Origin of the sequence: Microbacterium protaetiae, assembly GCF_004135285.1 — a bacterium.
In the GTDB taxonomy this organism is placed as follows: domain Bacteria; phylum Actinomycetota; class Actinomycetes; order Actinomycetales; family Microbacteriaceae; genus Microbacterium; species Microbacterium protaetiae.
This window is the reverse complement of sequence record NZ_CP035494.1, coordinates 1381682-1401384: the sequence shown is the minus strand read 5'-3', so window position 1 is coordinate 1401384 and position 19703 is coordinate 1381682. Positions and strand designations below refer to the sequence as shown.

The following is a 19703-nucleotide window of genomic DNA, read 5'->3' as shown; positions in this document are numbered from 1 at the left end:
AAGGGAAGAAATGCGAAGAATGCTCGCTCTGCCGGTGGCCGTGGTGGCCGCCGCGCTGCTGCTGACGGGCTGCGTGAACAACGAAGCCAACGAGAACCCGCAGGGGGGTGGCCAGAGCAGCGCGAGCGCCGACACCGAGGGGTACGGCGTGACCAAGGACGACGCACTCGCGGCCACGCTGCCCGATGCCATCGCCGCCTCCGGCGTTCTGAAGATCGGCACCGACCCGACGTACGCTCCCAACGAGTACAAGGACAGCGCGGGCAACCCGATCGGCTGGGACATCGACCTCGCCGACGCGATGGCTGCCAAGTTGGGTCTGAAGGCGCAGTACACGGCCGCCAAGTTCGACAACATCATCCCCTCGATCGTCGGCGGCAAGTACGACCTGGGCGTCTCGTCGTTCACCGACACGACCGAGCGCGAGAAGCAGGTCGACTTCGTCAACTACTACAACGCCGGCATCTTGTGGGCATCGGCCAAGGGCAAAGACGTCGACCCCGAGAACGCGTGCGGCCTGAAGGTCGGCGTCGAAGACGGCACCTACGAAGACACCGAAGAACTGCCGGCGAAGTCGAAGGCCTGCACCGACGCCGGCAAAGACAAGATCCAGGTCTTCAAGTACGACGGCCAGGACCAGGCCACGAACGCCCTGGTGCTCGGTCAGGTCGACGCGATGAGCGCCGACTCGCCGATCACCGAATACGCCATCCACCAGCAGTCCGACAAGATCCAGGCCGCCGGTGAGACATTCGACATCGCCCCGTATGGGTTCGCCACAGCCAAGGGCGGCGAGCTCACCGACGTGATCAAGAACACCTTGCAGGCGCTCATCGACGACGGCACCTACACGAAGATCCTGCAGAAGTGGGGCGTCGAAGACGGCGCCGTCACCGCCGCCGATGTGAACGCGGCGTCGAAGCAGTAGCGATGTCTGACACACAACGGCCGGAGGGGGCGGATGCCGCATCCGTCCCTCCGGTCGACACCGGGGCGGTTCCCACCGAGCGTGCCGAATCGATCAAGGCGGTGCGGTTGCGCCACCCGTGGCGCAACACCGTCGCGGTCGTGCTCATCCTGCTGGTGCTGCTTTTCCTCCTCGACGCCGCCCAGCGGCAGGCGTTCCAATGGGACATCGTCGGCAGGTACCTGTTCGACGCGCGGGTGACCCAGGCCGCCTTCATCACCCTGGCCCTGACGGTGCTGGCGATGCTGATCGGCATCATCCTCGGCCTGATCCTGGCCGTCATGCGGCTGTCGCCGAATCCGGTGCTCAAGTGGATAGCGTGGGCGTTCCTGTGGGTGTTCCGCGGTACGCCGGTCTACGTGCAGCTCGTCTTCTGGGGGCTTGTCACCCTGATCTACAAGACGGTGTACCTCGGCATTCCGTTCGTGCACACCTGGGCGACGTTCGACATCTCGTGGACACCGCCTCTTTTCCTGCTCGCCGTCGTCGGGCTCGCGCTGAACGAGTCGGCGTACATGGCCGAGATCGTGCGGGCGGGGCTGCTGTCGGTCGACCCCGGTCAGGAGGAGGCCTGCACGGCGCTGGGGATGTCGTGGGGCCAGACGATGCTGCGCGTGGTCATTCCGCAGGCGATGCGGGTGATCATTCCGCCCACCGGCAATGAGGTCATATCGATGCTGAAGACCACCTCGCTGGTGGTGGCCATTCCCTACTCGATGGACCTGTTCGGCCGTACCAGCGACATCTCGGCGACCATCTTCGCCCCCATTCCGCTGCTGATCGTCGCGTCGATCTGGTATCTGTTCTTCACCTCGGTGCTGATGGCGGGCCAATACTTCGTCGAGAAGCGGTTCGCCCGCGGATCGGATCGCTCACGGCCGGCCGTTCTGACCGAAGCAGTCGGCATCGAAGTGGGAGGAAAAGGATGACCCCGACCGAGACGCCGATGGTCGAGGCCCGGATGGTCTCGAAGAGCTTCGGCAGCAACGAGGTGCTCAGGTCGATCTCGTTGCGCGTGGAGCGCGGCCAGGTGATGTGCGTGATCGGGCCGTCGGGCTCGGGCAAGTCGACGTTCCTGCGCTGCATCAACCATCTCGAGCGCATCGATGCCGGTCGACTGTACGTCGACGGCGAGCTGATGGGATACCGCGAGAAGGGCGACAAGCTCTACGAGCTCAAGCCGAGCGAGGCATCCCGGCAGCGCCGCGACATCGGCATGGTGTTCCAGCACTTCAACCTGTTCGGGCACATGACCGCCCTCGAGAACGTGATCGAGGCGCCGATCCGCGTCAAGGGTGCCTCGAAGAAGGATGCCGAGGCCCGAGGCCGTGACCTGCTGGCGCGTGTCGGACTGGCCGGGCAGGCTGCGCATTACCCCGCGCAGCTGTCGGGCGGGCAGCAGCAGCGCGTGGCCATCGCCCGGGCGCTGGCCATGGATCCGAAGCTGATGCTGTTCGACGAGCCGACCAGCGCGCTCGACCCGGAGCTCGTCGGCGAGGTGCTCGATGTGATGCGGGAGCTCGCCACCAGCGGCATGACGATGATCGTGGTCACGCACGAGATGGGCTTCGCGCGCGAGGTGGGCGACGCGCTGGTGTTCATGGACGGCGGTGTGGTCGTCGAAGCCGGCGACCCACGCGACGTGCTCGGCAGCCCGCAGCACCAGCGCACCAGGTCGTTCCTCTCGAAGGTGCTGTGACGGCTCGCATCCGTTGCGTTCTGATCACAGAACGGCGTTGGAGTTTGTAGATCCACTCACTCGCATGGAAGATGAACAGCAACGATCGCGACACCCTACGCGACCGATTCGCACACAGCAGAGGTAGCTATGTCACTGCAGACACACACGCGCGGGCGCATCCTGCTCGCGCTCGGGGCGCTCGGCGCCTCGGCCGTCGTCCTGGCCGGATGTGCCGGCGGCGGCGGTAACAACGGAAATTCCGGCGACAACGGCAACGGCGGCTCGGCGAGCCCGCTGATCATCGGAACCACCGACAAGATCACCTCCATCGACCCCGCCGGCTCGTACGACAACGGCTCGTTCGCGGTGATGAACCAGATCTATCCGTTCCTGATGAACAGCAAGTACAAGACCGCCGATGTCACCCCCGACATCGCCGAGTCGGCCGAGTTCACCGCTCCGACCGAGTACACCGTCAAGCTCAAGCCGGGCCTGAAGTTCGCCAACGGCGACGACCTCACCTCGTCTGATGTGAAGTTCTCGTTCGATCGGGTCATCAAGATCGACGACCCGAACGGACCCGCGTCGCTGCTGGGCAGCCTCGACAGCATCGACACTCCCGATGACACCACCGTGGTCTTCCACCTGAAGAACCCCAACGACCAGACCTGGCCGCAGGTGCTCTCCAGCCCCGCCGGCCCGATCGTCGACGAGGACGTCTTCTCGGCCGACGCGGTCACCCCCGACGACGACATCGTCAAGGGCAAGGCGTTCGCCGGCCAGTACTCGATCACGTCGTACAAGGTCAACGAGCTCATCAACTACGAGCCGAACAAGAACTACCAGGGCGAGCTCGGCGCAGCCGAGAACTCCGGGGTCACCGTGAAGTACTATGCGGATGCCTCGAACCTGAAGCTCGCGATCGGCAATGGTGACATCGACGTGGCCTTCCGCAGCCTGTCGGCGACCGATGTCGACGACCTGTCGAAGAACGACAAGGTGCAGATCGTGCAGGGTCCCGGCGGCGAGATCCGCTACATCGTGTTCAACTTCAACACGATGCCGTTCGGTGCCAAGACCGCCGACGCCGACCCGGCCAAGGCGCTCGCCGTGCGCCAGGCGATGGCCGACCTGATCGACCGCGAAAAGCTCGCCACCGACGTCTACAAGGGCACCTACACCCCGCTGTACTCGTACGTGGCCGACGGCATGACCGGTGCCACCACGGCGCTGAAGAGCCTGTACGGCGACGGCAACGGCGGCCCCTCGGCCGACAAGGCCAAGCAGACCCTCGCGGATGCCGGCGTCAGCACGCCGGTCACCCTGAACCTGCAGTACAACGGCGACCACTACGGTCCGTCGTCGGGTGACGAGTACGCCGCGATCAAGACGCAGCTCGAGGCCGGCGGCCTGTTCAAGGTCAACCTCGCCCAGACCGAGTGGGTGCAGTACACCAAGGACCGCACCTCCGACGTCTACCCGATGTACCAGCTGGGTTGGTTCCCCGACTTCTCTGACGCCGACAACTACCTGACGCCGTTCTTCACGGAGGGCAACTTCCTGGCCAACCACTACGACAACGCCGATGTGCAGTCGTTGATCGCCAAGGAGCAGACCGAGACCGACGCCGACGCGCGCAAGCAGGAGATCGAGCAGGTGCAGGATCTTGTGGCCAAGGACCTCTCGACCCTGCCGTACCTGCAGGGCACGCAGGTCGCCGTGGTGGGCAAGGACGTTGCGGGCACCACCCTCGACGCCTCGTTCAAGTTCCGGTACGCCCCGCTGCACAAGTAGCCGCAGATCGGTCGTTGAGCGAGGCGCGCAGCGCCGAGTCGAAACGCATTCGCACCAGCGGGTGCGTTTCGACTCGCTCGGCTCGCTCAACGACCGGTGATGTGTCGTCTGAGTAAGGTTCACGCATGACCACTGTCGTCGAGGACGCCGACCTCGCATCCAAACCCGTCCGCGCGAAAAGCGGCGGGCTCTGGCGTTACATCGTCGTCCGGCTGCTGCTGGTCATCCCGACCGTGTTCATCCTGGTCACCACCGTGTTCTTCCTGATGCGGCTGACCGGCGACCCGATCACAGCGGCGCTGGGCGGCAAGCTGCCGCCCGAGCAGCTCGCCGCGCGCATTCACGAGGCCGGCTACGACCGGCCGCTGATCGTGCAATACCTCGACTACCTGCTCGGTGTGTTCCGAGGCGACTTCGGCACCACACTCACCGACCACCGCCCGGTGACCACGATTCTGCTGCAGTACGGCTCGGCCACCCTCGAGCTGGCGTTCTATGCGCTGATCGTGGCATTCCTGCTCGGCATCCCGTTCGGCCTCATCGCCGCATACAAGCGCGACCGCTGGCAAGATGCCGTGCTGCGGGTGGCCGCTATCCTCGGCTATGCCACCCCGATCTTCTTCATCGCGATTCTGCTCAAGCTGGTCTTCGCGGTGCAGTTCAACATCCTGCCGGTGTCGGGCCGGGCCGGCACCCGCACCGAGCTGATGCTCGAGACCCTCGACCATCCCACCGGCATCTACCTCATCGACGCCATCCGGCTGGGAAACCTCGACGCCGTCGGCGATGTGCTCTGGCACGCAATCCTGCCCGGCCTCGCGCTGGGCATTCTCACCGCGGGCGTGTTCCTGCGCCTCGTGCGCATCAACGTCATCGGTACGCTCGGCGCCCAGTATGTGACATCCGCCCGCTCACGCGGCGTCGGCGAGTACCGCCTGGTCACCACGCACGCCTACCGGCCCGCTCTCATTCCGATCGTCACGCTCATCGGCCTGCAGATAGCGCTGCTACTGGCCGGCGCCGTGCTGACCGAGACCTCGTTCGAGTGGAAGGGGCTCGGCTTCATGCTCGCCGAGTACCTGAAGGCACGCGACTTCGTCGCCGTACAGGGCATCGTCATCATGATCGCCGTGGTGGTGGCGGTCGTGAACTTCATCGTCGACGTGATCGCCGTCATCATCGACCCGCGAGTGAGGTACTGAGATGAGCGAGACCGAAGACCCCACCCCCACCGGCGTGATGGACCCGATGCCCACCGGCACGATGCCCGCCCCGGTCGGCAAGCGGCCGCTCGCCGACCGCATCCCGGTCATCTCGCACCTGCGGCACAGCGTCGGCTGGCAGCGCGGGATGCTGGTGACGGGCCTGGTGCTGACCGGACTGTTCGTGCTCGTCGCGATCCTGGCACCGTGGATAGCACCGTACGGATACGCGCAGCGCACGACGGCGTCGGGCGCCGACTTCGGCACCCTGCAGGCGCCGAACGCGCAGAATCTGCTGGGCACCACCGTCAGCGGCTTCGACGTGCTCTCGCGCACCATCTGGGGTGCTCAGACGGCGCTGCTGGTGATCATCTGCGCGATCATCTTCTCGATCTTCATCGGGGTGTTCATCGGCCTGCTATCGGGATACTTCGGCGGGTGGCTCGACCGCATTCTCGTGGTGATCGCCGACGCCATCTATGCGTTCCCGTCGCTGCTGCTGGCCATCGTCATGGCGATCGTGATCAGCCACGGGCAGTCCACGCTGTGGGGCGGCATCCTCGCCGCTGCCATCTCGATCACCGTCGTGTTCGTGCCGCAGTATTTCCGCATCGTGCGCAGTGAAGTGGTGCGCGTGAAGTCCGAGCCGTTCGTCGAGTCGGCGAGGGTGATCGGCGTGCCCACGCTGCGCATCCTCATCCGCCACGTGCTGCGCAACTCGACCCGCTCGGTGCCCGTGGTCGTCACGCTGAACGCGTCGGAGGCGGTGCTCACCCTGGCGGGCCTGGGCTTTCTGGGCTTCGGCATCGAGGCGACGGCGGCCAGTGAGTGGGGCTACGACCTGTCGCGGTCGGTGTCGGATGTCACCAGTCACATCTGGTGGACGGCGATTCCGCCCGGGGTCGCGATCGTGCTCGTGGTGCTGGGGATCACGCTCGTGGGTGAGAGTCTGAACGACCTGAGCGATCCGCGACTGCGCCGGCGGCGGCGCGCGGCGGGAGGCGAGTCATGAGCCCGGCGATCACGCCCGATGCGGCATCCATTCGCAATCTGAAGGTCACCTTCGCCACCGATGCCGACCCCGTCGTGGCCGTGAACGGCATCTCGCTCGAGGCACACGGCGGCGAGGTGCTCGCCATCGTGGGCGAGTCGGGGTCGGGAAAGACCGTGACCGCGAACGCGCTGCTGGGGCTTCTGCCCGAGACCGCGACGCTGTCGGGGGCCCTGGTGATCCGCGGACGCGGCGGCGACGAGACCGATGTCGTGCACGCCTCGCACGCTCAGCTTCGCGCGATGCGCGGACGCGACGCGGCCATGGTCTTCCAAGAGCCCTCGACTGCGCTGAACCCGGTGTACACGGTCGGCTTCCAGATCGCGGAGGGGCTGCGCGCGCACCACCGCATCTCCAAGCGCGAGGCGAAAGAGCGCGCCGTCGACATCCTGCGCCGGGTCGGCATTCCCGATCCCGAGCGACGTGTCGACGAGTACCCGCACCAGTTCTCGGGCGGGCAGAAGCAGCGCATCGTCATAGCCATGGCCCTGGTGCTGGACGCCGGTCTGATCATCGCCGACGAGCCGACGACGGCACTGGATGTCACGGTGCAGGCCGAGATCCTTGCCCTGCTGCGTACCGCGCGTGACGAGTTCGGGGCCACGGTGGTGCTGATCACCCACAACATGGGCGTGGTCGCCGACTTGGCCGATCGGGTCGTGGTCATGTACCAGGGCGAGATCGTCGAACAGGCGCCGGTCGGTGAGCTGTTCGCCGCTCCGCGTGAGGACTACACGAAGAAGCTGCTGGCGGCGGTGCCGCACGTGGGGCGCGGCAAGAGTGCGACGCAGGATGCCGCGCCGGCACCCTCGTCACCCCCCGAGGGATCTCTGGTCGTGGCCGAGAACCTGCAGATCGCCTACCCGGGCCGGTTCGGTCGCACCGGGGTCGTGGCCGTAAACGGCGTGGACTTCTGGATAGCGCCCGGCGAGGTACTGGGCCTGGTGGGCGAGTCGGGGTCGGGCAAGACCACGATCGGCCGCGCGATCGTGGGCCTGACCCAGGTGGTCGGCGGATCGCTGCGCGTGCTCGGGCACGAGATGAACGGCACGACGAACCGGTCGCTGAAGAAGCTGCGGCCCGAGATCGGGTTCGTGTTCCAAGACCCGGCGACCAGCTTCAACCCGCTGCTGACCATCGCCGAGTGCATCGCCGAGCCGCTCGTGGTGCATGGGCGCGCCGCCAGCCCGCGCGCTGCGCGCGGCCGGGTGGACCAGCTGCTGGATGCCGTGCACCTGCCCACCTCGTACGGCGACCGGTACCCGCACGAGCTGTCGGGCGGACAGCGTCAGCGTGCGTCTCTGGCGCGCGCGATAGCCCTGCGCCCGAAGCTGCTCATCGCCGACGAGCCCACCAGCGCGCTCGACGTCTCGGTGCAGGCCCGGGTGCTGGAGCTGTTCGCCGAGCTGCAGGCGGAGCTCGGGTTCGCGTGCCTGTTCATCAGCCACGACCTCGCCGTGATCGACGAGGTCGCCGACCGCATCGTGGTGCTGCGTACGGGCACGATCCGCGAGCAGGGCACGACCGCACAGGTGCTCGGCCAGGCCCGCGATGAGTACACGCGCCGGCTGCTGGCATCCATCCCGGTGCCCGACCCCGAGCAGCAGGCCGCGCGCCGCGCCGCGTGGGAGGCCGCGCGCGCCGCCGACACCGAGTAGCGCTGACTTGACGGCCCGGGCTCGGGCGGTTCTCGGACCGGCGTGGGTCTCCCCACGGGCGGTTTGACGTGTAATCGCGTGCGCGAGCCCGATCGTAGCCGTCGAAGTCGTGCGACTTTGCCCAGGGAACATCAATCTGGCGGTGAACTGGTGTTCCCTGGGCAGAATGATGTGCTGTCGGCGATTGTCACGACACCCTCGTTCAGGCGAGAACTCCGTGAGCTCCCTCGCCTGAGATGCATTGTCTCCGTCGGGCCGGATGAGCGGCGGGCTCGACCTCCCGGTCGCGGAAAGCAACGGTATTCGCGAATCACTCGCGCATGACGCTGGAGAGGTCGCGGCGATAGCTGAGGAGCGCGGGAATGATGCTGGAGGAGGCGGCGGCGGCGCTCGCTATCACGAGACTCACCAGACCATAGGACGCTCGATATCCTGGGGGTTCGACGCCTATCTGTGCTCCAAATGTCCCGACGACCATGGGGAAGAGCATGAAGGAACCGCCGAAGGCGATGATGGCCGCGCCGACGGCGAGGAGCTGGGATTCGACCAGCACGACTGCCGCAACTTGAGCACGGCTGGCACCCATGGTGCGACGGAGCGTGAACTCCTTCGACCGGGCGCGCGCAGTCGAAAGACCGACGTTCAAGATGCCGATCACGGTCGAGGCGAGGCCCAAGACGGCCAGGATCAGCAGAACCTGCGAGGAGGTTCCCAGCTCCGCTGCAAGGCTCGACAACCGGTCGGTGCGGTGGATATCCATGAGCTCGATGGGGGCGCCGAGACCATTGAGGTGCTTAATGGCTCCCTTGACGACATCCTGATCGAGGCTCGGTGAACTCAACTCGATGTTGAGGATCAGATCGTGTGTCCAGAACTGAAAGTATCGATCGAACATCACGTAGACATGTGGATCATCTTCGCCATCACGGACTACACCGATGACGGTGATCGGCTCACGGTACTCAGTAGTGCCGAGCTGTGGATGAGTCGCGTGCGCAAGGAGTTGAACAGCTGGCTCGTTGATCACAACGCGCGGCGAGAGCGTCGATGTCGGCGACAGCCAGTCTCCATCAATGATGGGGAACGGATGGATCTGCCGATAGCTTGGTGTGACAAACGTGACACGGGAACGCTCCTCCTGGTGTCCCTCGGTCCAGATGGTCGTGTGCGTGTCTTCGACGAGTGCGCTTGCGGACGCCGCGCCCGTCCGACGCTTTACTTGTTCAAGAACTCGGCCGACCTCGGGAGCGGTTCCCAGGCCTTGAATCGTGACAGAGAGCGTCGTCTCCGGCCCGCCGGTGAGGAGGGCACGCTGTGAAATCGTCTCTCTCATCACCTGCTGAGCACTTAGGACGGCAACGAATCCGAGCATGCCGAGGGTGAGGGCTGCGACGACGAGGATGCTTCTTATCGGCGCGCCGCGCAATCCCTGTAAGGCGATGAGGAGCGTTCTCACGGCACCCAATTCGTCGCGGGGCCAAGCGTCCGCGAGTGCAGACGGTATGTTCGCTGCATCCGAGACGCGATCTCCGCGTCGTGTGTCACGACAACCAACGCTGATGCGTCCGCCTCGACGAGTGCGAGCAACTGGTCGAGCACTTCGCGCCCCGTCTGTTCATCGAGGGCTCCGGTTGGTTCATCAGCGAGAATGAGCTGCGGCCGTATGACCAACGCTCGTGCAATGGCAATCCTCTGTCGTTCGCCCCCGCTCACTTCTGTTGGGCGGCGTCGGGCCAGGTGCTCGATACCGAGTCGCTCCAACGCTTCATGTGCGGCAACCCGAGCGGCTCTCGGGGAATGGGCGCGTGAATGAAGGAGGGGTAGTCGCACATTCTCGAGAGCAGACAGATGCTCGATCAATCCAGAGTTCTGCAGGATGAATCCGACAGTTCGGGCGCGGAGTGAGGCAGCATCCTTCTCCTTCAAAGTTGAGACGCGATGACCCAAAAGGCGATAGTCGGTGCCGTCGCCGAAGGGGAAGAGCAAGCCGAGTCCCGCAAGGAGGGTGCTCTTCCCGCTTCCCGATCGACCGATGATTGCCACACTCTCGCGGGACGCAACCGTGAGATTCACACGCTCAAGTACCGGTCCGCCGTTCGGTAACGTGCGGCTGCCGTTGTGCAACGAGATGACTTTTGCGTTCACTGCGCGTCGAGTATCGATGGGCTGGGGATAAGAACAATGTCCCCCGCGGCTAGACCTTTGGTGATTTCAATATATGCACCGTCGGTTATGCCAAGTGACACAGGGTGGGGAGCTCTGCTACCAGGAAGATAAACGGAACCCTTATCGCGGGTACCGGCGACAGCCTCGAGAGGTAGCGCGACGACATCGGCCCTCTCTGCCAACGTCAGTGCGAGCACTCCGGTCGCCCCCACAACCGACGGGATTTTCGTCGGGATACGACAAGACAACTCATAGTTTCCGGCTTGCTCGGTCGGTAGGGGGTCGTTGAGAGTGCACGTGAAAGGACCGCGGGACCCATCGATCTGCGCACGGACGACCGATGGTGTGCGTTGCGCTTGCCGCAGCACCTGTGTCGGCGTCATCGCCGCCCGCAAAGTCAGAGAAGTGTCGTGAACCGCGAGGACTGGGGTACCCTTGCCCACTTCGATTCCCAGTGGGACGATCGGCGAGGCCGTTGTGACAGTGTTCGCGAGATTGATCTTTCTCCGGCCACTGCCCTTGGATGCTTCAAACGTGAAGGCGGTTCCCCGCTGACGGAGCGTACCGACTTCCGGCGCGGTCACTGCGTAATCGGTGCCGGCGACCACAGTCGCGGGGATCGTCATGACATCGGTGATCGTCCGGACATCGGCTACTGCGTGGGCAGGAAGATCATTCGTTGCTGCTGTCGGCATATGTTGCTGGTTCGTAGTTCCGAAGACGCCACAGCCCGACAGTGCGAGTACGAGGGGGACGAGAGAGACCGAGATGGCGGTCCGATTCATCATTGCTGTGACCGGTAGAAGCCGCAGTCGGACCGATAGAACTGTCGCAGTTCGGTGAGGTCGCCCAGCTCCGCGGACTCCACGAGCTTCTTCCAGATGCCTTCGCTGTCGTCGTAGTGGCTCAGGCCCCACGTGGTATTTGGAAAGTCGCTGAGATGCGCGGCGGCCTCATGGCGCTCAGTATCAGTTGTTGCCGTCAGGAAGACATCTTCCCACGAGCACACCCAATAGAAATACGCAGCTCCCGCGGCGTTACCGATGCCGATATCACCCTCCATGTGCGGGGGCTCGTCGGGAAATGCGATCCTGGCGGGCAACGGTTCAGGAAAGTCCTGGATCGTTGCCTTGTAGATATGGACATACTCCGCGCTGTCGATCACTCGCTCGCTCTGGCCATCGTGGCGCGGCGTGCAAGCAATCGTGGTGGCGCTGATCCCGATTAGTGCAACCACAGTCGTCGTGAGTCGATGGATCACTGGGTGAGCTTTCCTTCGAACGTCGGCGGGAACAGCACGCAACTTCCGTTACCGTTGATGGCGACACGAGCGTTTACAGCGAGGCTGCCTCCCGGGATGCTCGTGCTATCCGAGGGTGTCTTCCACGTGTGGGTAGATCGACTGCCAGGGTCGAGCTCGAGCGTCTTGGTCACCTGCACATCGCTGGCATTCCGTAAGCCGATACGCAGCTTCCAGATGCTCCTCCACCAATCATCCTTGGTGAGCTTGATGGATGCGCCATCACTCGAACTGTGCGGCCGGAAATTTCCGCTCTGAAACAGATTGCCGCCGCAGCCGAGCTCTGCGGAGATGTTGTATGTCGATGTCGTTGCTGCCGCAGGCACGGTTGTACCAAGTACAAGCGCTGCCGCAGCGGTGATTGCTCCGATCGTCACGCGCCATTGCTGCGTCCGTTGAGAGCTGCCGTTGCGATCACTGTGATTAGGCATGGTGCCAACCCTTCTGCTGGAACCGTGTGCGGCTTCTGTGTGTTGCACTGCAACGTGGCCACACGCGTATTCATCGGTTGCGTGTTTGGTTCCGTGCCCGGCACACGTGGTCGTGCTCTCCGGGGTCAGAACTCGTTACTCGATCTATATTGATTAAGGCGGGAGTTGCTGTCAAGATTGACCTTGATGGCGATGCCTGCGGGAGGCACTGCATCTGAATCAGGTGAACGAGGAGGATCTCGATGGAGAGTAGGGTTGATGGTCGCTTGAAACGGCTCATCGTCATTGGCGCGGCGGTGATACTGATCGCGGTTGGTCTGGTTTGGGTACCACGTACCCCCGCCTCGGCCGATTCGACTGCCGTGGACAGTCGTCCTCAGGCGACGTCAGTGGCAGATCTGCCGGCCGGGCCCGCTGAGCAGGCTCGGGATGAGGTTGTGGTGCGGGAGTTTTTGGCGTCTCATCCGTTGCCGGTGCTGGCTGATCCGGAGGGGGCGTCTGCCTCTGAGTTGCGGGCGAATAGGGCGGAGTGGTTCACGTACTTGAACGGGGTGCCCTGGACGAGCGTATTCGGCCAGTGGGGGTGTGCTGTCAGCGACTTGGACGTTGTGTGGCAGACGTCGGCTGATGGTGTGGATTACCCGGCGTTGCAAGACGTCTTGGATTGCGGTGGGGTGCGGGACGTGGGTGCTGTTGCGGGGACTTTGGCGACACGCTCTGCCGTCCTCGAAGACTCCCCGAACCCGAACCTCACAAAGCTCTACGCAAGCGGAACTGAGGCGAACACCCGGAGCGCCAGAACTCGACCTTCTCCTCGCGCTTCTACAACCCGAGTTTCTATAGTGGGTACTGCAACGCAAATCTATGAGTCGCGATGGACGCTGCGGCGCCGCGCGACGGCATAGCCTCCACGCTGAAAGGCCCGACTCGCCCTCGCCATGCAGCCGCTCCAAAGACTGACAGCCCCGACGATCAGTGTCCTCCGGGTGCTCCTGCAGGCGGACCACCCCGTCTGGGGGCTGATGATCATCAAGACGACTGGGCTTCTTCCGGGCACGGTGTATCCGATTCTCGAGCGGCTCGAGCGCCATGGCTGGATCACGTCCATGTGGGAGAACGAGCCCTCGCGGACCGGCCCCAGGCGTCGGCTGTACGAGTTCACTGCAGAAGGGCGCGTCGCAGCAGGTAGCGCGTGTGCTCAGTTCGAGTCTCGGCATCCGACGGGACGTCCGGCGCGTACGACGAAGTGGGCGACCACGTGAGAGGGGGGATCTCGCTCATTGTCGCCGTGGCGTGTAGGTTTTCGCCACGCGCAGATCGGCAAGATCGTCGAGAACAATGGCTCGCCGATATCCGAGACGCACGAGAACTAGGGCTCTCCGCGACCATGGTCGCCATCGGTGCGTTGACCACAGTGCTCCGCAGTCGAGGCGTGACGAGCCCGTCACTGTGGCGACACCGATCGTCAGAAAAGTCGAGCGAGCGACCGCGACTTTCGCCGCTCCCCAAGTGCGCGGTTGCGTGCGCAACGATCCTTGTGCTCTCGGCAGGTAGTGTCGCGGCCGCAGTCGCGCTGCACGTTACGCAGTCCGGCCTCAGTGCCACCATTAGCCGGGATATGCTGCCGCGCAGTACGAGTTCGCAGGCTCGGGATGAGGTTGTGGTGCGGGAGTTTTTGGCGTCTCATCCGTTGCCGGTGCTGGCTGATCCGGAGGGGGCGTCTGCCTCTGAGTTGCGGGCGAATAGGGCGGAGTGGTTCACGTACTTGAACGGGGTGCCCTGGACGAGCGTATTCGGCCAGTGGGGGTGTGCTGTCAGCGACTTGGACGTTGTGTGGCAGACGTCGGCTGATGGTGTGGATTACCCGGCGTTGCAAGACGTCTTGGATTGCGGTGGGGTGCGGGACGTGGGTGCTGTTGCGGGGACTTTGGCGACACGCTCTGCCGTCCTCGAAGACTCCCCGAACCCGAACCTCACAAAGCTCTACGCGACCGCCGAGCAACCGTAGCTACCCGTCCGACCTCAGTCCGGCCATGCGCCGGTGGCGGTGAACTCCTCGAGCACGGCGGTCGGCGCCGTGATGTCGATGCCGCGTTCGGCCAGCCAGTCGTCCGAGCAATACGTGTGGCGGTATCGGTCCGACGAATCGCAGAGCAGCGAGACGACGCTGCCCGTCTCGCCGCGACGCAGCATCTCGGCGATCAAGCCGAATGCTGCCCACAGGTTCGTGCCCGTGGATGCCCCGGCCCGATATCCCGTCCGCGCGGCGATGAACCGCATCGCGGCGATGGAGGCGGCATCCGGCACCCGCACCATATGGTCGACGATCTGCGGCAGAAAGCTCGGCTCGACGCGCGGCCGCCCGATCCCCTCGATGCGGCTGGGCGCGCCCGTCGTGACCGACGAGTCTCCGGTGGCCCAGGCATCCAGGAATGCCGAATTCTCGGGGTCGGCGACGCACAGCTGCGTGGGATGCCGCTGGTAGCGCAGATAGCGGCCGATGGTCGCGCTCGTGCCGCCCGTGCCGGCGCCCACGACGATCCACCGGGGCACCGGGTGCCGCTCGGCCGAGAGCTGCTCGAAGATCGACTCGGCGATGTTGTTGTTTCCGCGCCAGTCGGTCGCGCGCTCGGCGTAGGTGAACTGGTCCATGTAGTGACCGCCGGATGCCGCGGCGATGCGCGCCGCCTCGGCATACACCTCGCCCGGGTCGTCAACGAAGTGGCAGCGTCCGCCGTAGAACTCGATGAGGTCGATCTTCTCCTGCGTGGTCGAGCGCGGCACCACGGCGACGAACGGCAGCCCCAGCATCCGGGCGAAGTACGCCTCGGACACGGCCGTCGACCCGCTGGAGGCCTCGACGATCGTGGTGCCTTCGACGATCCAGCCGTTGCACAGGCCGTACAGGAACAGCGACCGCGCGAGGCGGTGCTTCAGGCTGCCCGTGGGGTGTGTGGACTCGTCCTTGAGGTAGAGCTCGATGCCCCAGTCTGCCGGCAGCGGAACCGTGAGCAGGTGGGTGTCACTGGACCGGTTCGCGTCGGCGGCCACCTTGCGTACCGCTTCGCTGACCCATTCCCGCGCCACGCGGGCCTGTTCGAGATCGTGCATCGTCGCCTCCTCCGCGGCGAGCCTATCGGCTCGAGCGGTCTCGGCTACCATCGCACCGTGACCGATGAGCCTCTCGAACAGCAGCGTGTGTACAGTGCCGAGCGCGCAAAGGCCTTCATCGACGCGGTCGTGGCGATTGCCATGACCCTGCTGATCCTGCCGCTGATGGAGAGCGTGGGCGAGGCAGACCCCGACCTGGGAGCGGCCGTCTGGTTCGACGAGCATCAGTGGCAGCTCATCAGCTTCGTGATCAGTTTCGCGGTGATAGCGATGTTCTGGGTCAATCAGCATCACCTTTTCGCGAAGGTCGAGTTCATCTCGAACCGGCTGCTGTGGGTGTGCGTCGCCTGGCTGCTGTCCATCGTGTGGATGCCGGTGGCCACGGCCTTGACGGGGGCGATGAGCGACGACGACGTGCTGGTGAAGGTGGTGTACATCGGCACGATGATCCTGACCAGCCTGCTCGCTCTCGCCCAGCGCATCGTGCTGCACCGGCATCCTGAACTTCACTCGGTCGACGATGCGGCGCTGCGTCGCGGGATGGCGGTCGACCTGGCCATGGCGGCGCTGTTCGCCGTCGCGCTCGCGCTCGCGATAGCGGTGCCGGTCATCGGCTACTTTGCGCTGTTCCTGCTGATGCTCACCGGGCCAGTGCGGCGGGTGTTCGCCCGACTTCTGGGCGCGCGCCGCGCGCGCTGATCTCCCGCCATCTGGGCAATTCGATATGGAATTTCCCAGCCCACATCAGATTGCCGCAAGTTTCATGTGGTTTGGGAAATTCCATATGGAATTTCCCGAGGCCCGCCCCGGGCTGCGCGCAGCCGGGTCAGCGCCAGAACATCGAGATCCAGCCGATCACGACGACGACGCCGACGACGATAGCGGCCACCGGCACGCCGGTGCGCAGCCGGCGTCCCTGCGGCGCGACGCCGGGTGGGGGTGGAGTGAGCGGTGCCGCTGTGGCGACGAAGGGATGCCGCGCCGCGCCGGCAGCGGGCGCCGCCGCATCCACCGGCATGGCGCTCGCACCCGCGACAGCCCGGCCCGCGGCATCCGCCCGCAGCCGGTCATCGCGCCAGCGCGCCCACTGCGCCATCTTGTCGAGGACCGCCCCCACTGTCGCGAACAGCCACTGCCAGGTCGCCGGGTCGAGCGTGGACAGGTCGCGCTGGGCGTACAGAAAGAGCCAGTCATCGACGATCTCGACGTCGAGGGCGGCGGCATGGTCGACGAAGCGCGCCATGATGTCGGGAGTGAAAAGGTACAGGGCGTCTTGCTCGTACCCCGACGGGCAGTAAAGGGAGAAGTACTCGTCGAAGTCGCCCTCGGGTGAGAGGCGCTGGCCGCGGGCGAGCGATTCGGGCAGATTCGAGCCGAACAGGCCGTTGTTGCTCTTCGCGTCGAGCACGATGTTGGGCAGTGGCGTATCGAGCTTGATGGCGACGTAGCCCCAGCGGTGGGTGGACTCGTTCTTGCCCGACCCGGTCTTGTACAGGTAGTTGCCGAACTCGACGAACCGCGGCCGCTGCCCGCGCACCAGGTTCGACGAGCGCCGGCCGTGACCCTGCTGAAAGATCATCCCGGGCAGCGCAGGATTGGTCATGCCGACGTCATAGCTCATGCTGTTCGCGCGCGCGAACGCGTCGAGCCGGTACGCCGTGACCGCCGCGCCGGCACCGAAGACGCCGCGCACGACCACGAAGATGCCGAGGGCGACGATCGCGAGGAACGTGAACGGGACGACGACGAAGATCCCGCCGAACCCGCCGCCCGCGCTCGAGCCCACCTCGATGAACGCGCTGAACACGCGGCTGAAGATGCCCACGAAGAACACCAGGAACACCGCTATCAGCACCAGGCCGATGATGCGGCCGGCGTTCGTGCCGGTGGGGCGCACGCTCTTCCAGAACGCGCGGGCTGCCTTCTTGTCGACCGGTTCGGTCAGGGCGCGCGCGTCGAAGGGCGTGGTGGTCTGGCTCATCGGTTCACCTCGTCTGCGTCCCACGACAGGTCGGCGTCTTCAGGAATGGATGCCGCCTCCAGATGCGGATCGCCGACGATGGCATCGATCAGCGCCGGTGAGCCGGCCACGATCGTCGAGTCGAAGTCGACCTCGGTGGCCATCACCCAGGCGTGGTCGTCGGGCCAGATGATGCTGGGCGAGGCGGGATCGAACCAGCCCTCGTCGGCCGGGCGGCGCCACGGCACTCGGCCGATCCACTCCGCGTCGGCGAACTCGCTGATGCCGCCGCGGAAGAGCACGTGATCACGGTTCGGCAGGCTCAGCCGCGGGCCGCGCGAGATCTCGTCGGAGAGGATGCCGGGTCGCCAGACCGGCTTGCGGAAGGGATTGTTGAACACGTCTTTGAGTGAGCGATACACCAGCGATTGATGCCGGGCATTGACGGCCTCGTCGCGCTCGTCGGCCGGCGCGTACTCGGCGTACCGGCGCGGCATGCCGCCGAACAGCCCTCCGGGGGCGGGAAGTTCTTCGCGCCGACGAGGTCGCCCCAGCCCTCCCAGACCGCTATACCCCCGGCATCCGGCGTCGTCGTGTGTGCGGCCAGCACGCGGGCCAGCGCGGCCAGATCGTCGGGTGCCAGCTGGCCTTGGTTCGGCTCGTCATAGCGCCAGCCGGCTGCGTCGCGCGGAGCGCCGCCGTTGCCATACGGCTCATCGCGACCGATGAGCCGGCCCCACTGCGCCCGGGGGTGCATCGTCGTGCCGAACGCCGAAGCCGTATCGGCCCACGTGACGCGCTCGGTGTCGATCTCGGGGGCGTCGTCGTTGAACGCCTGCCAGGCTGCGCGGGCCGCGGCATCCTCACCCCCGGCCGGCCACTCGCGCCCGACCGGGCGCTCGCGGAACACCGGATGGAACACCCGCGCATAGGCGGCGAACCCGCGCGGCACGACATCGTGCATGGTGCCGCGCCACGGGTCGTCGATGCGCGCGCGCAGCCAGTCGCCGGCTGCGACATCCGCCGTCCATTCCATCCGACAAAGGTACCGGGCCTGGCCTCGCGGCGAGGCGTAGCCTGGCGGCGTGACGGTGATCATCGCGTTCCTGGCCAACATCCTCGTCGCGATCGCCAAGACGGTGGCCGCCGTGATCACCTCGTCGGCGTCGATGGTGGCCGAAGCCGCGCACTCTGTCGCTGTCGGTGTCGCTGTCGCTGTCGCTGTCGCTGTCGCTGTCGGTGGCCGATGAGCCGTCGCTGCGGTTCGACGACGGCGACGACATCCGATAGACTGTCAAGGTTGTCTGGCGTGCGCCGCACTCAGCGCCGCACCTGGATGACGCGAAACACACCCTCCTGCTCACGGGAAATACCCGCGAGCCGTTCTAGTCCGAAGGAGGTGGGTTAGTGACGCACCAGTACGAACTCATGGTCATTCTGAACCCTGAGATCGATGAGCGCCAGGTCTCGACGCACCTGGATAAGTTCCTCAAGGTCATCACCGATGCCAAGGGAACCATCGAGAACATCGACATCTGGGGTCGGCGCCGCCTGGCGTACGAGATCCAGAAGAAGACCGAGGGCATCTACGCCGTCGTCAACTTCACCGCGACCAGCGAGGCGACGCAGGAGCTCGACCGTCAGCTCAAGCTGAACGAGTTCATCATGCGCACCAAGGTTCTGCGCGCCGAAGAGGCGATCGCCCTGGTTGCCGCCGAGAAGGTGCGCAGCGACGCCAAGGCTGCCCGCAAGGCGGCCACCGCCGGAGCGAAGGCGTAAGCACGATGGCCGGCGAGACGATCATCACCGTCGTGGGAAACCTCACGGCAGACCCCGAGCTGCGCTACACGCAGTCGGGCCTGCCCGTCGCGAACTTCACGATCGCGTCGACGCCGCGCACGTTCGATCGCCAGGCGAACGAGTGGAAGGACGGCGAAGCGCTGTTCCTTCGCGCGAGCGTCTGGCGTGACTTCGCCGAGCATGTCGCCGGTTCCCTCACCAAGGGCTCGCGCGTCATCGCCACGGGGCGTCTGAAGCAGCGGTCGTACCAGGACCGCGAGGGCAACAACCGCACCTCTATCGAGCTGGAGGTCGACGAGATCGGCCCCTCGCTGCGCTATGCGACCGCTCAGGTCACCCGCGCGGCATCCTCGGGCGGCGGTGGCGGCGGAGCCCCGCGTCAGCAGCAGCAGGTCTCGGAGGAGCCGTGGTCCACGCCCGGTTCGTCCAGCGGCGGTGCTGATGCGTGGAGCACTCCCGGTTCGTATGGGGATGACACCCCCTTCTGACCCCCAGGTCGCTGAGCGAGCGCGCGCGGAGCGCGCGTGAGGCGAAGCACCGGTGGTCGAGGCATCCCTCGCACAACTCACCTGATCTAAGGAA

The 19703-nt window shown here is 65.4% G+C and carries 21 protein-coding genes; 12 read left to right on the top strand and 9 right to left on the bottom strand.

Annotation, left to right across the window (positions count from 1 at the left end):
- The first annotated feature begins 10 nt into the window (after positions 1 to 10).
- From ET475_RS06545 to ET475_RS06515, 7 genes are all read left to right on the top strand, one after another.
- Positions 11 to 928 carry an ABC transporter substrate-binding protein gene (locus ET475_RS06545; RefSeq protein ID WP_207205430.1) on the top strand — a complete coding sequence of 306 codons (918 nt, stop codon included), beginning with the start codon at positions 11 to 13 and terminating at the stop codon, positions 926 to 928.
- Between the two features lie 2 nt (positions 929 to 930).
- Positions 931 to 1896 (top strand): amino acid ABC transporter permease, encoded by a 966-nt coding sequence (locus ET475_RS06540; protein WP_129387521.1) that lies wholly within the window; start codon positions 931 to 933, stop codon positions 1894 to 1896.
- The gene (locus tag ET475_RS06535; RefSeq protein ID WP_129387518.1) at positions 1893 to 2666 is read left to right on the top strand and encodes an amino acid ABC transporter ATP-binding protein; all 774 of its coding nucleotides are present in this window, start codon (positions 1893 to 1895) and stop codon (positions 2664 to 2666) included. The genes ET475_RS06540 and ET475_RS06535 overlap by 4 nt, the downstream gene beginning before the upstream one ends.
- A 129-nt stretch (positions 2667 to 2795) precedes the next feature.
- Positions 2796 to 4442, top strand: a complete 1647-nt coding sequence (locus tag ET475_RS06530; protein ID WP_129387515.1) for an ABC transporter substrate-binding protein — start codon at positions 2796 to 2798, stop codon at positions 4440 to 4442.
- Positions 4443 to 4567: 125 nt separating this feature from the next.
- The gene (locus tag ET475_RS06525) at positions 4568 to 5644 is read left to right on the top strand and encodes an ABC transporter permease (RefSeq protein WP_129387512.1); all 1077 of its coding nucleotides are present in this window, start codon (positions 4568 to 4570) and stop codon (positions 5642 to 5644) included.
- A gap of 46 nt (positions 5645 to 5690) precedes the next feature.
- Complete coding sequence (locus tag ET475_RS06520) at positions 5691 to 6656, top strand: ABC transporter permease (RefSeq protein ID WP_165311003.1); 966 nt, start codon at positions 5691 to 5693, stop codon at positions 6654 to 6656.
- The gene (locus ET475_RS06515; protein WP_129387505.1) at positions 6653 to 8353 is read left to right on the top strand and encodes a dipeptide ABC transporter ATP-binding protein; all 1701 of its coding nucleotides are present in this window, start codon (positions 6653 to 6655) and stop codon (positions 8351 to 8353) included. Before ET475_RS06520 ends, ET475_RS06515 begins: the two co-directional genes overlap by 4 nt.
- A gap of 310 nt (positions 8354 to 8663) precedes the next feature.
- Here ET475_RS06515 and ET475_RS06510 read toward each other — a convergent pair whose 3' ends face one another.
- The 5 genes from ET475_RS06510 to ET475_RS06490 all read right to left on the bottom strand — a co-directional run bounded on the left by ET475_RS06510 (position 8664) and on the right by ET475_RS06490 (position 12196).
- The gene (locus tag ET475_RS06510; protein WP_129387502.1) at positions 8664 to 9809 is read right to left on the bottom strand and encodes an ABC transporter permease; all 1146 of its coding nucleotides are present in this window, start codon (positions 9807 to 9809) and stop codon (positions 8664 to 8666) included.
- Positions 9806 to 10498: an ABC transporter ATP-binding protein gene (locus tag ET475_RS06505; protein WP_165310794.1), complete on the bottom strand. Its 693-nt coding sequence runs from the start codon at positions 10496 to 10498 to the stop codon at positions 9806 to 9808. The genes ET475_RS06510 and ET475_RS06505 overlap by 4 nt, the downstream gene beginning before the upstream one ends.
- A complete protein-coding gene (locus ET475_RS06500; RefSeq protein WP_129387496.1) occupies positions 10495 to 11214 on the bottom strand; it encodes an efflux RND transporter periplasmic adaptor subunit in 720 nt (239 codons plus the stop codon). The genes ET475_RS06505 and ET475_RS06500 overlap by 4 nt, the downstream gene beginning before the upstream one ends.
- A gap of 89 nt (positions 11215 to 11303) precedes the next feature.
- On the bottom strand, positions 11304 to 11780 hold the full coding sequence (locus ET475_RS06495; RefSeq protein WP_129387493.1) for a hypothetical protein: 477 nt from the start codon (positions 11778 to 11780) through the stop codon (positions 11304 to 11306).
- Positions 11777 to 12196 (bottom strand): hypothetical protein, encoded by a 420-nt coding sequence (locus ET475_RS06490; protein ID WP_129387490.1) that lies wholly within the window; start codon positions 12194 to 12196, stop codon positions 11777 to 11779. Before ET475_RS06490 ends, ET475_RS06495 begins: the two co-directional genes overlap by 4 nt.
- 992 nt (positions 12197 to 13188) lie before the next feature.
- Here ET475_RS06490 and ET475_RS06485 point away from each other — a divergent pair.
- Entirely contained in the window at positions 13189 to 13512 is a 324-nt protein-coding gene (locus ET475_RS06485; protein ID WP_129387487.1) for a PadR family transcriptional regulator, read from the top strand.
- 760 nt (positions 13513 to 14272) lie between these two features.
- On the opposite strand, the gene cds1 is transcribed toward ET475_RS06485, so the two are convergent.
- Positions 14273 to 15361, bottom strand: a complete 1089-nt coding sequence (gene cds1, locus ET475_RS06480) for an L-cysteine desulfhydrase Cds1 (RefSeq protein WP_129387484.1) — start codon at positions 15359 to 15361, stop codon at positions 14273 to 14275.
- A 57-nt stretch (positions 15362 to 15418) separates the two neighbouring features.
- Here cds1 and ET475_RS06475 point away from each other — a divergent pair, with 57 nt between their 5' ends.
- The gene (locus tag ET475_RS06475) at positions 15419 to 16060 is read left to right on the top strand and encodes a TMEM175 family protein (RefSeq protein ID WP_242497789.1); all 642 of its coding nucleotides are present in this window, start codon (positions 15419 to 15421) and stop codon (positions 16058 to 16060) included.
- Positions 16061 to 16187: 127 nt separating this feature from the next.
- Here ET475_RS06475 and ET475_RS06470 read toward each other — a convergent pair whose 3' ends face one another.
- The 3 genes from ET475_RS06470 to ET475_RS06460 are packed head-to-tail and all read right to left on the bottom strand — an operon-like array spanning position 16188 to position 18357.
- Positions 16188 to 17342, bottom strand: coding sequence for a hypothetical protein (locus tag ET475_RS06470; protein ID WP_129387481.1), 1155 nt, complete (start codon positions 17340 to 17342; stop codon positions 16188 to 16190).
- On the bottom strand, positions 17339 to 17623 hold the full coding sequence (locus tag ET475_RS06465) for a hypothetical protein (RefSeq protein ID WP_129387478.1): 285 nt from the start codon (positions 17621 to 17623) through the stop codon (positions 17339 to 17341). Before ET475_RS06465 ends, ET475_RS06470 begins: the two co-directional genes overlap by 4 nt.
- 20 nt (positions 17624 to 17643) lie before the next feature.
- Positions 17644 to 18357 carry a hypothetical protein gene (locus ET475_RS06460; protein WP_129387474.1) on the bottom strand — a complete coding sequence of 238 codons (714 nt, stop codon included), beginning with the start codon at positions 18355 to 18357 and terminating at the stop codon, positions 17644 to 17646.
- Between the two features lie 49 nt (positions 18358 to 18406).
- Between ET475_RS06460 and ET475_RS06455 the strand changes: the two genes are divergently transcribed.
- The 3 genes from ET475_RS06455 to ET475_RS06445 all read left to right on the top strand — a co-directional run bounded on the left by ET475_RS06455 (position 18407) and on the right by ET475_RS06445 (position 19609).
- On the top strand, positions 18407 to 18571 hold the full coding sequence (locus ET475_RS06455) for a hypothetical protein (protein WP_422879935.1): 165 nt from the start codon (positions 18407 to 18409) through the stop codon (positions 18569 to 18571).
- Positions 18572 to 18728: 157 nt separating this feature from the next.
- Entirely contained in the window at positions 18729 to 19100 is a 372-nt protein-coding gene (gene rpsF / locus ET475_RS06450) for a 30S ribosomal protein S6 (protein ID WP_129387471.1), read from the top strand.
- 5 nt (positions 19101 to 19105) lie between these two features.
- On the top strand, positions 19106 to 19609 hold the full coding sequence (locus ET475_RS06445) for a single-stranded DNA-binding protein (RefSeq protein WP_129387468.1): 504 nt from the start codon (positions 19106 to 19108) through the stop codon (positions 19607 to 19609).
- The last annotated feature ends 94 nt before the right edge of the window (positions 19610 to 19703 follow it).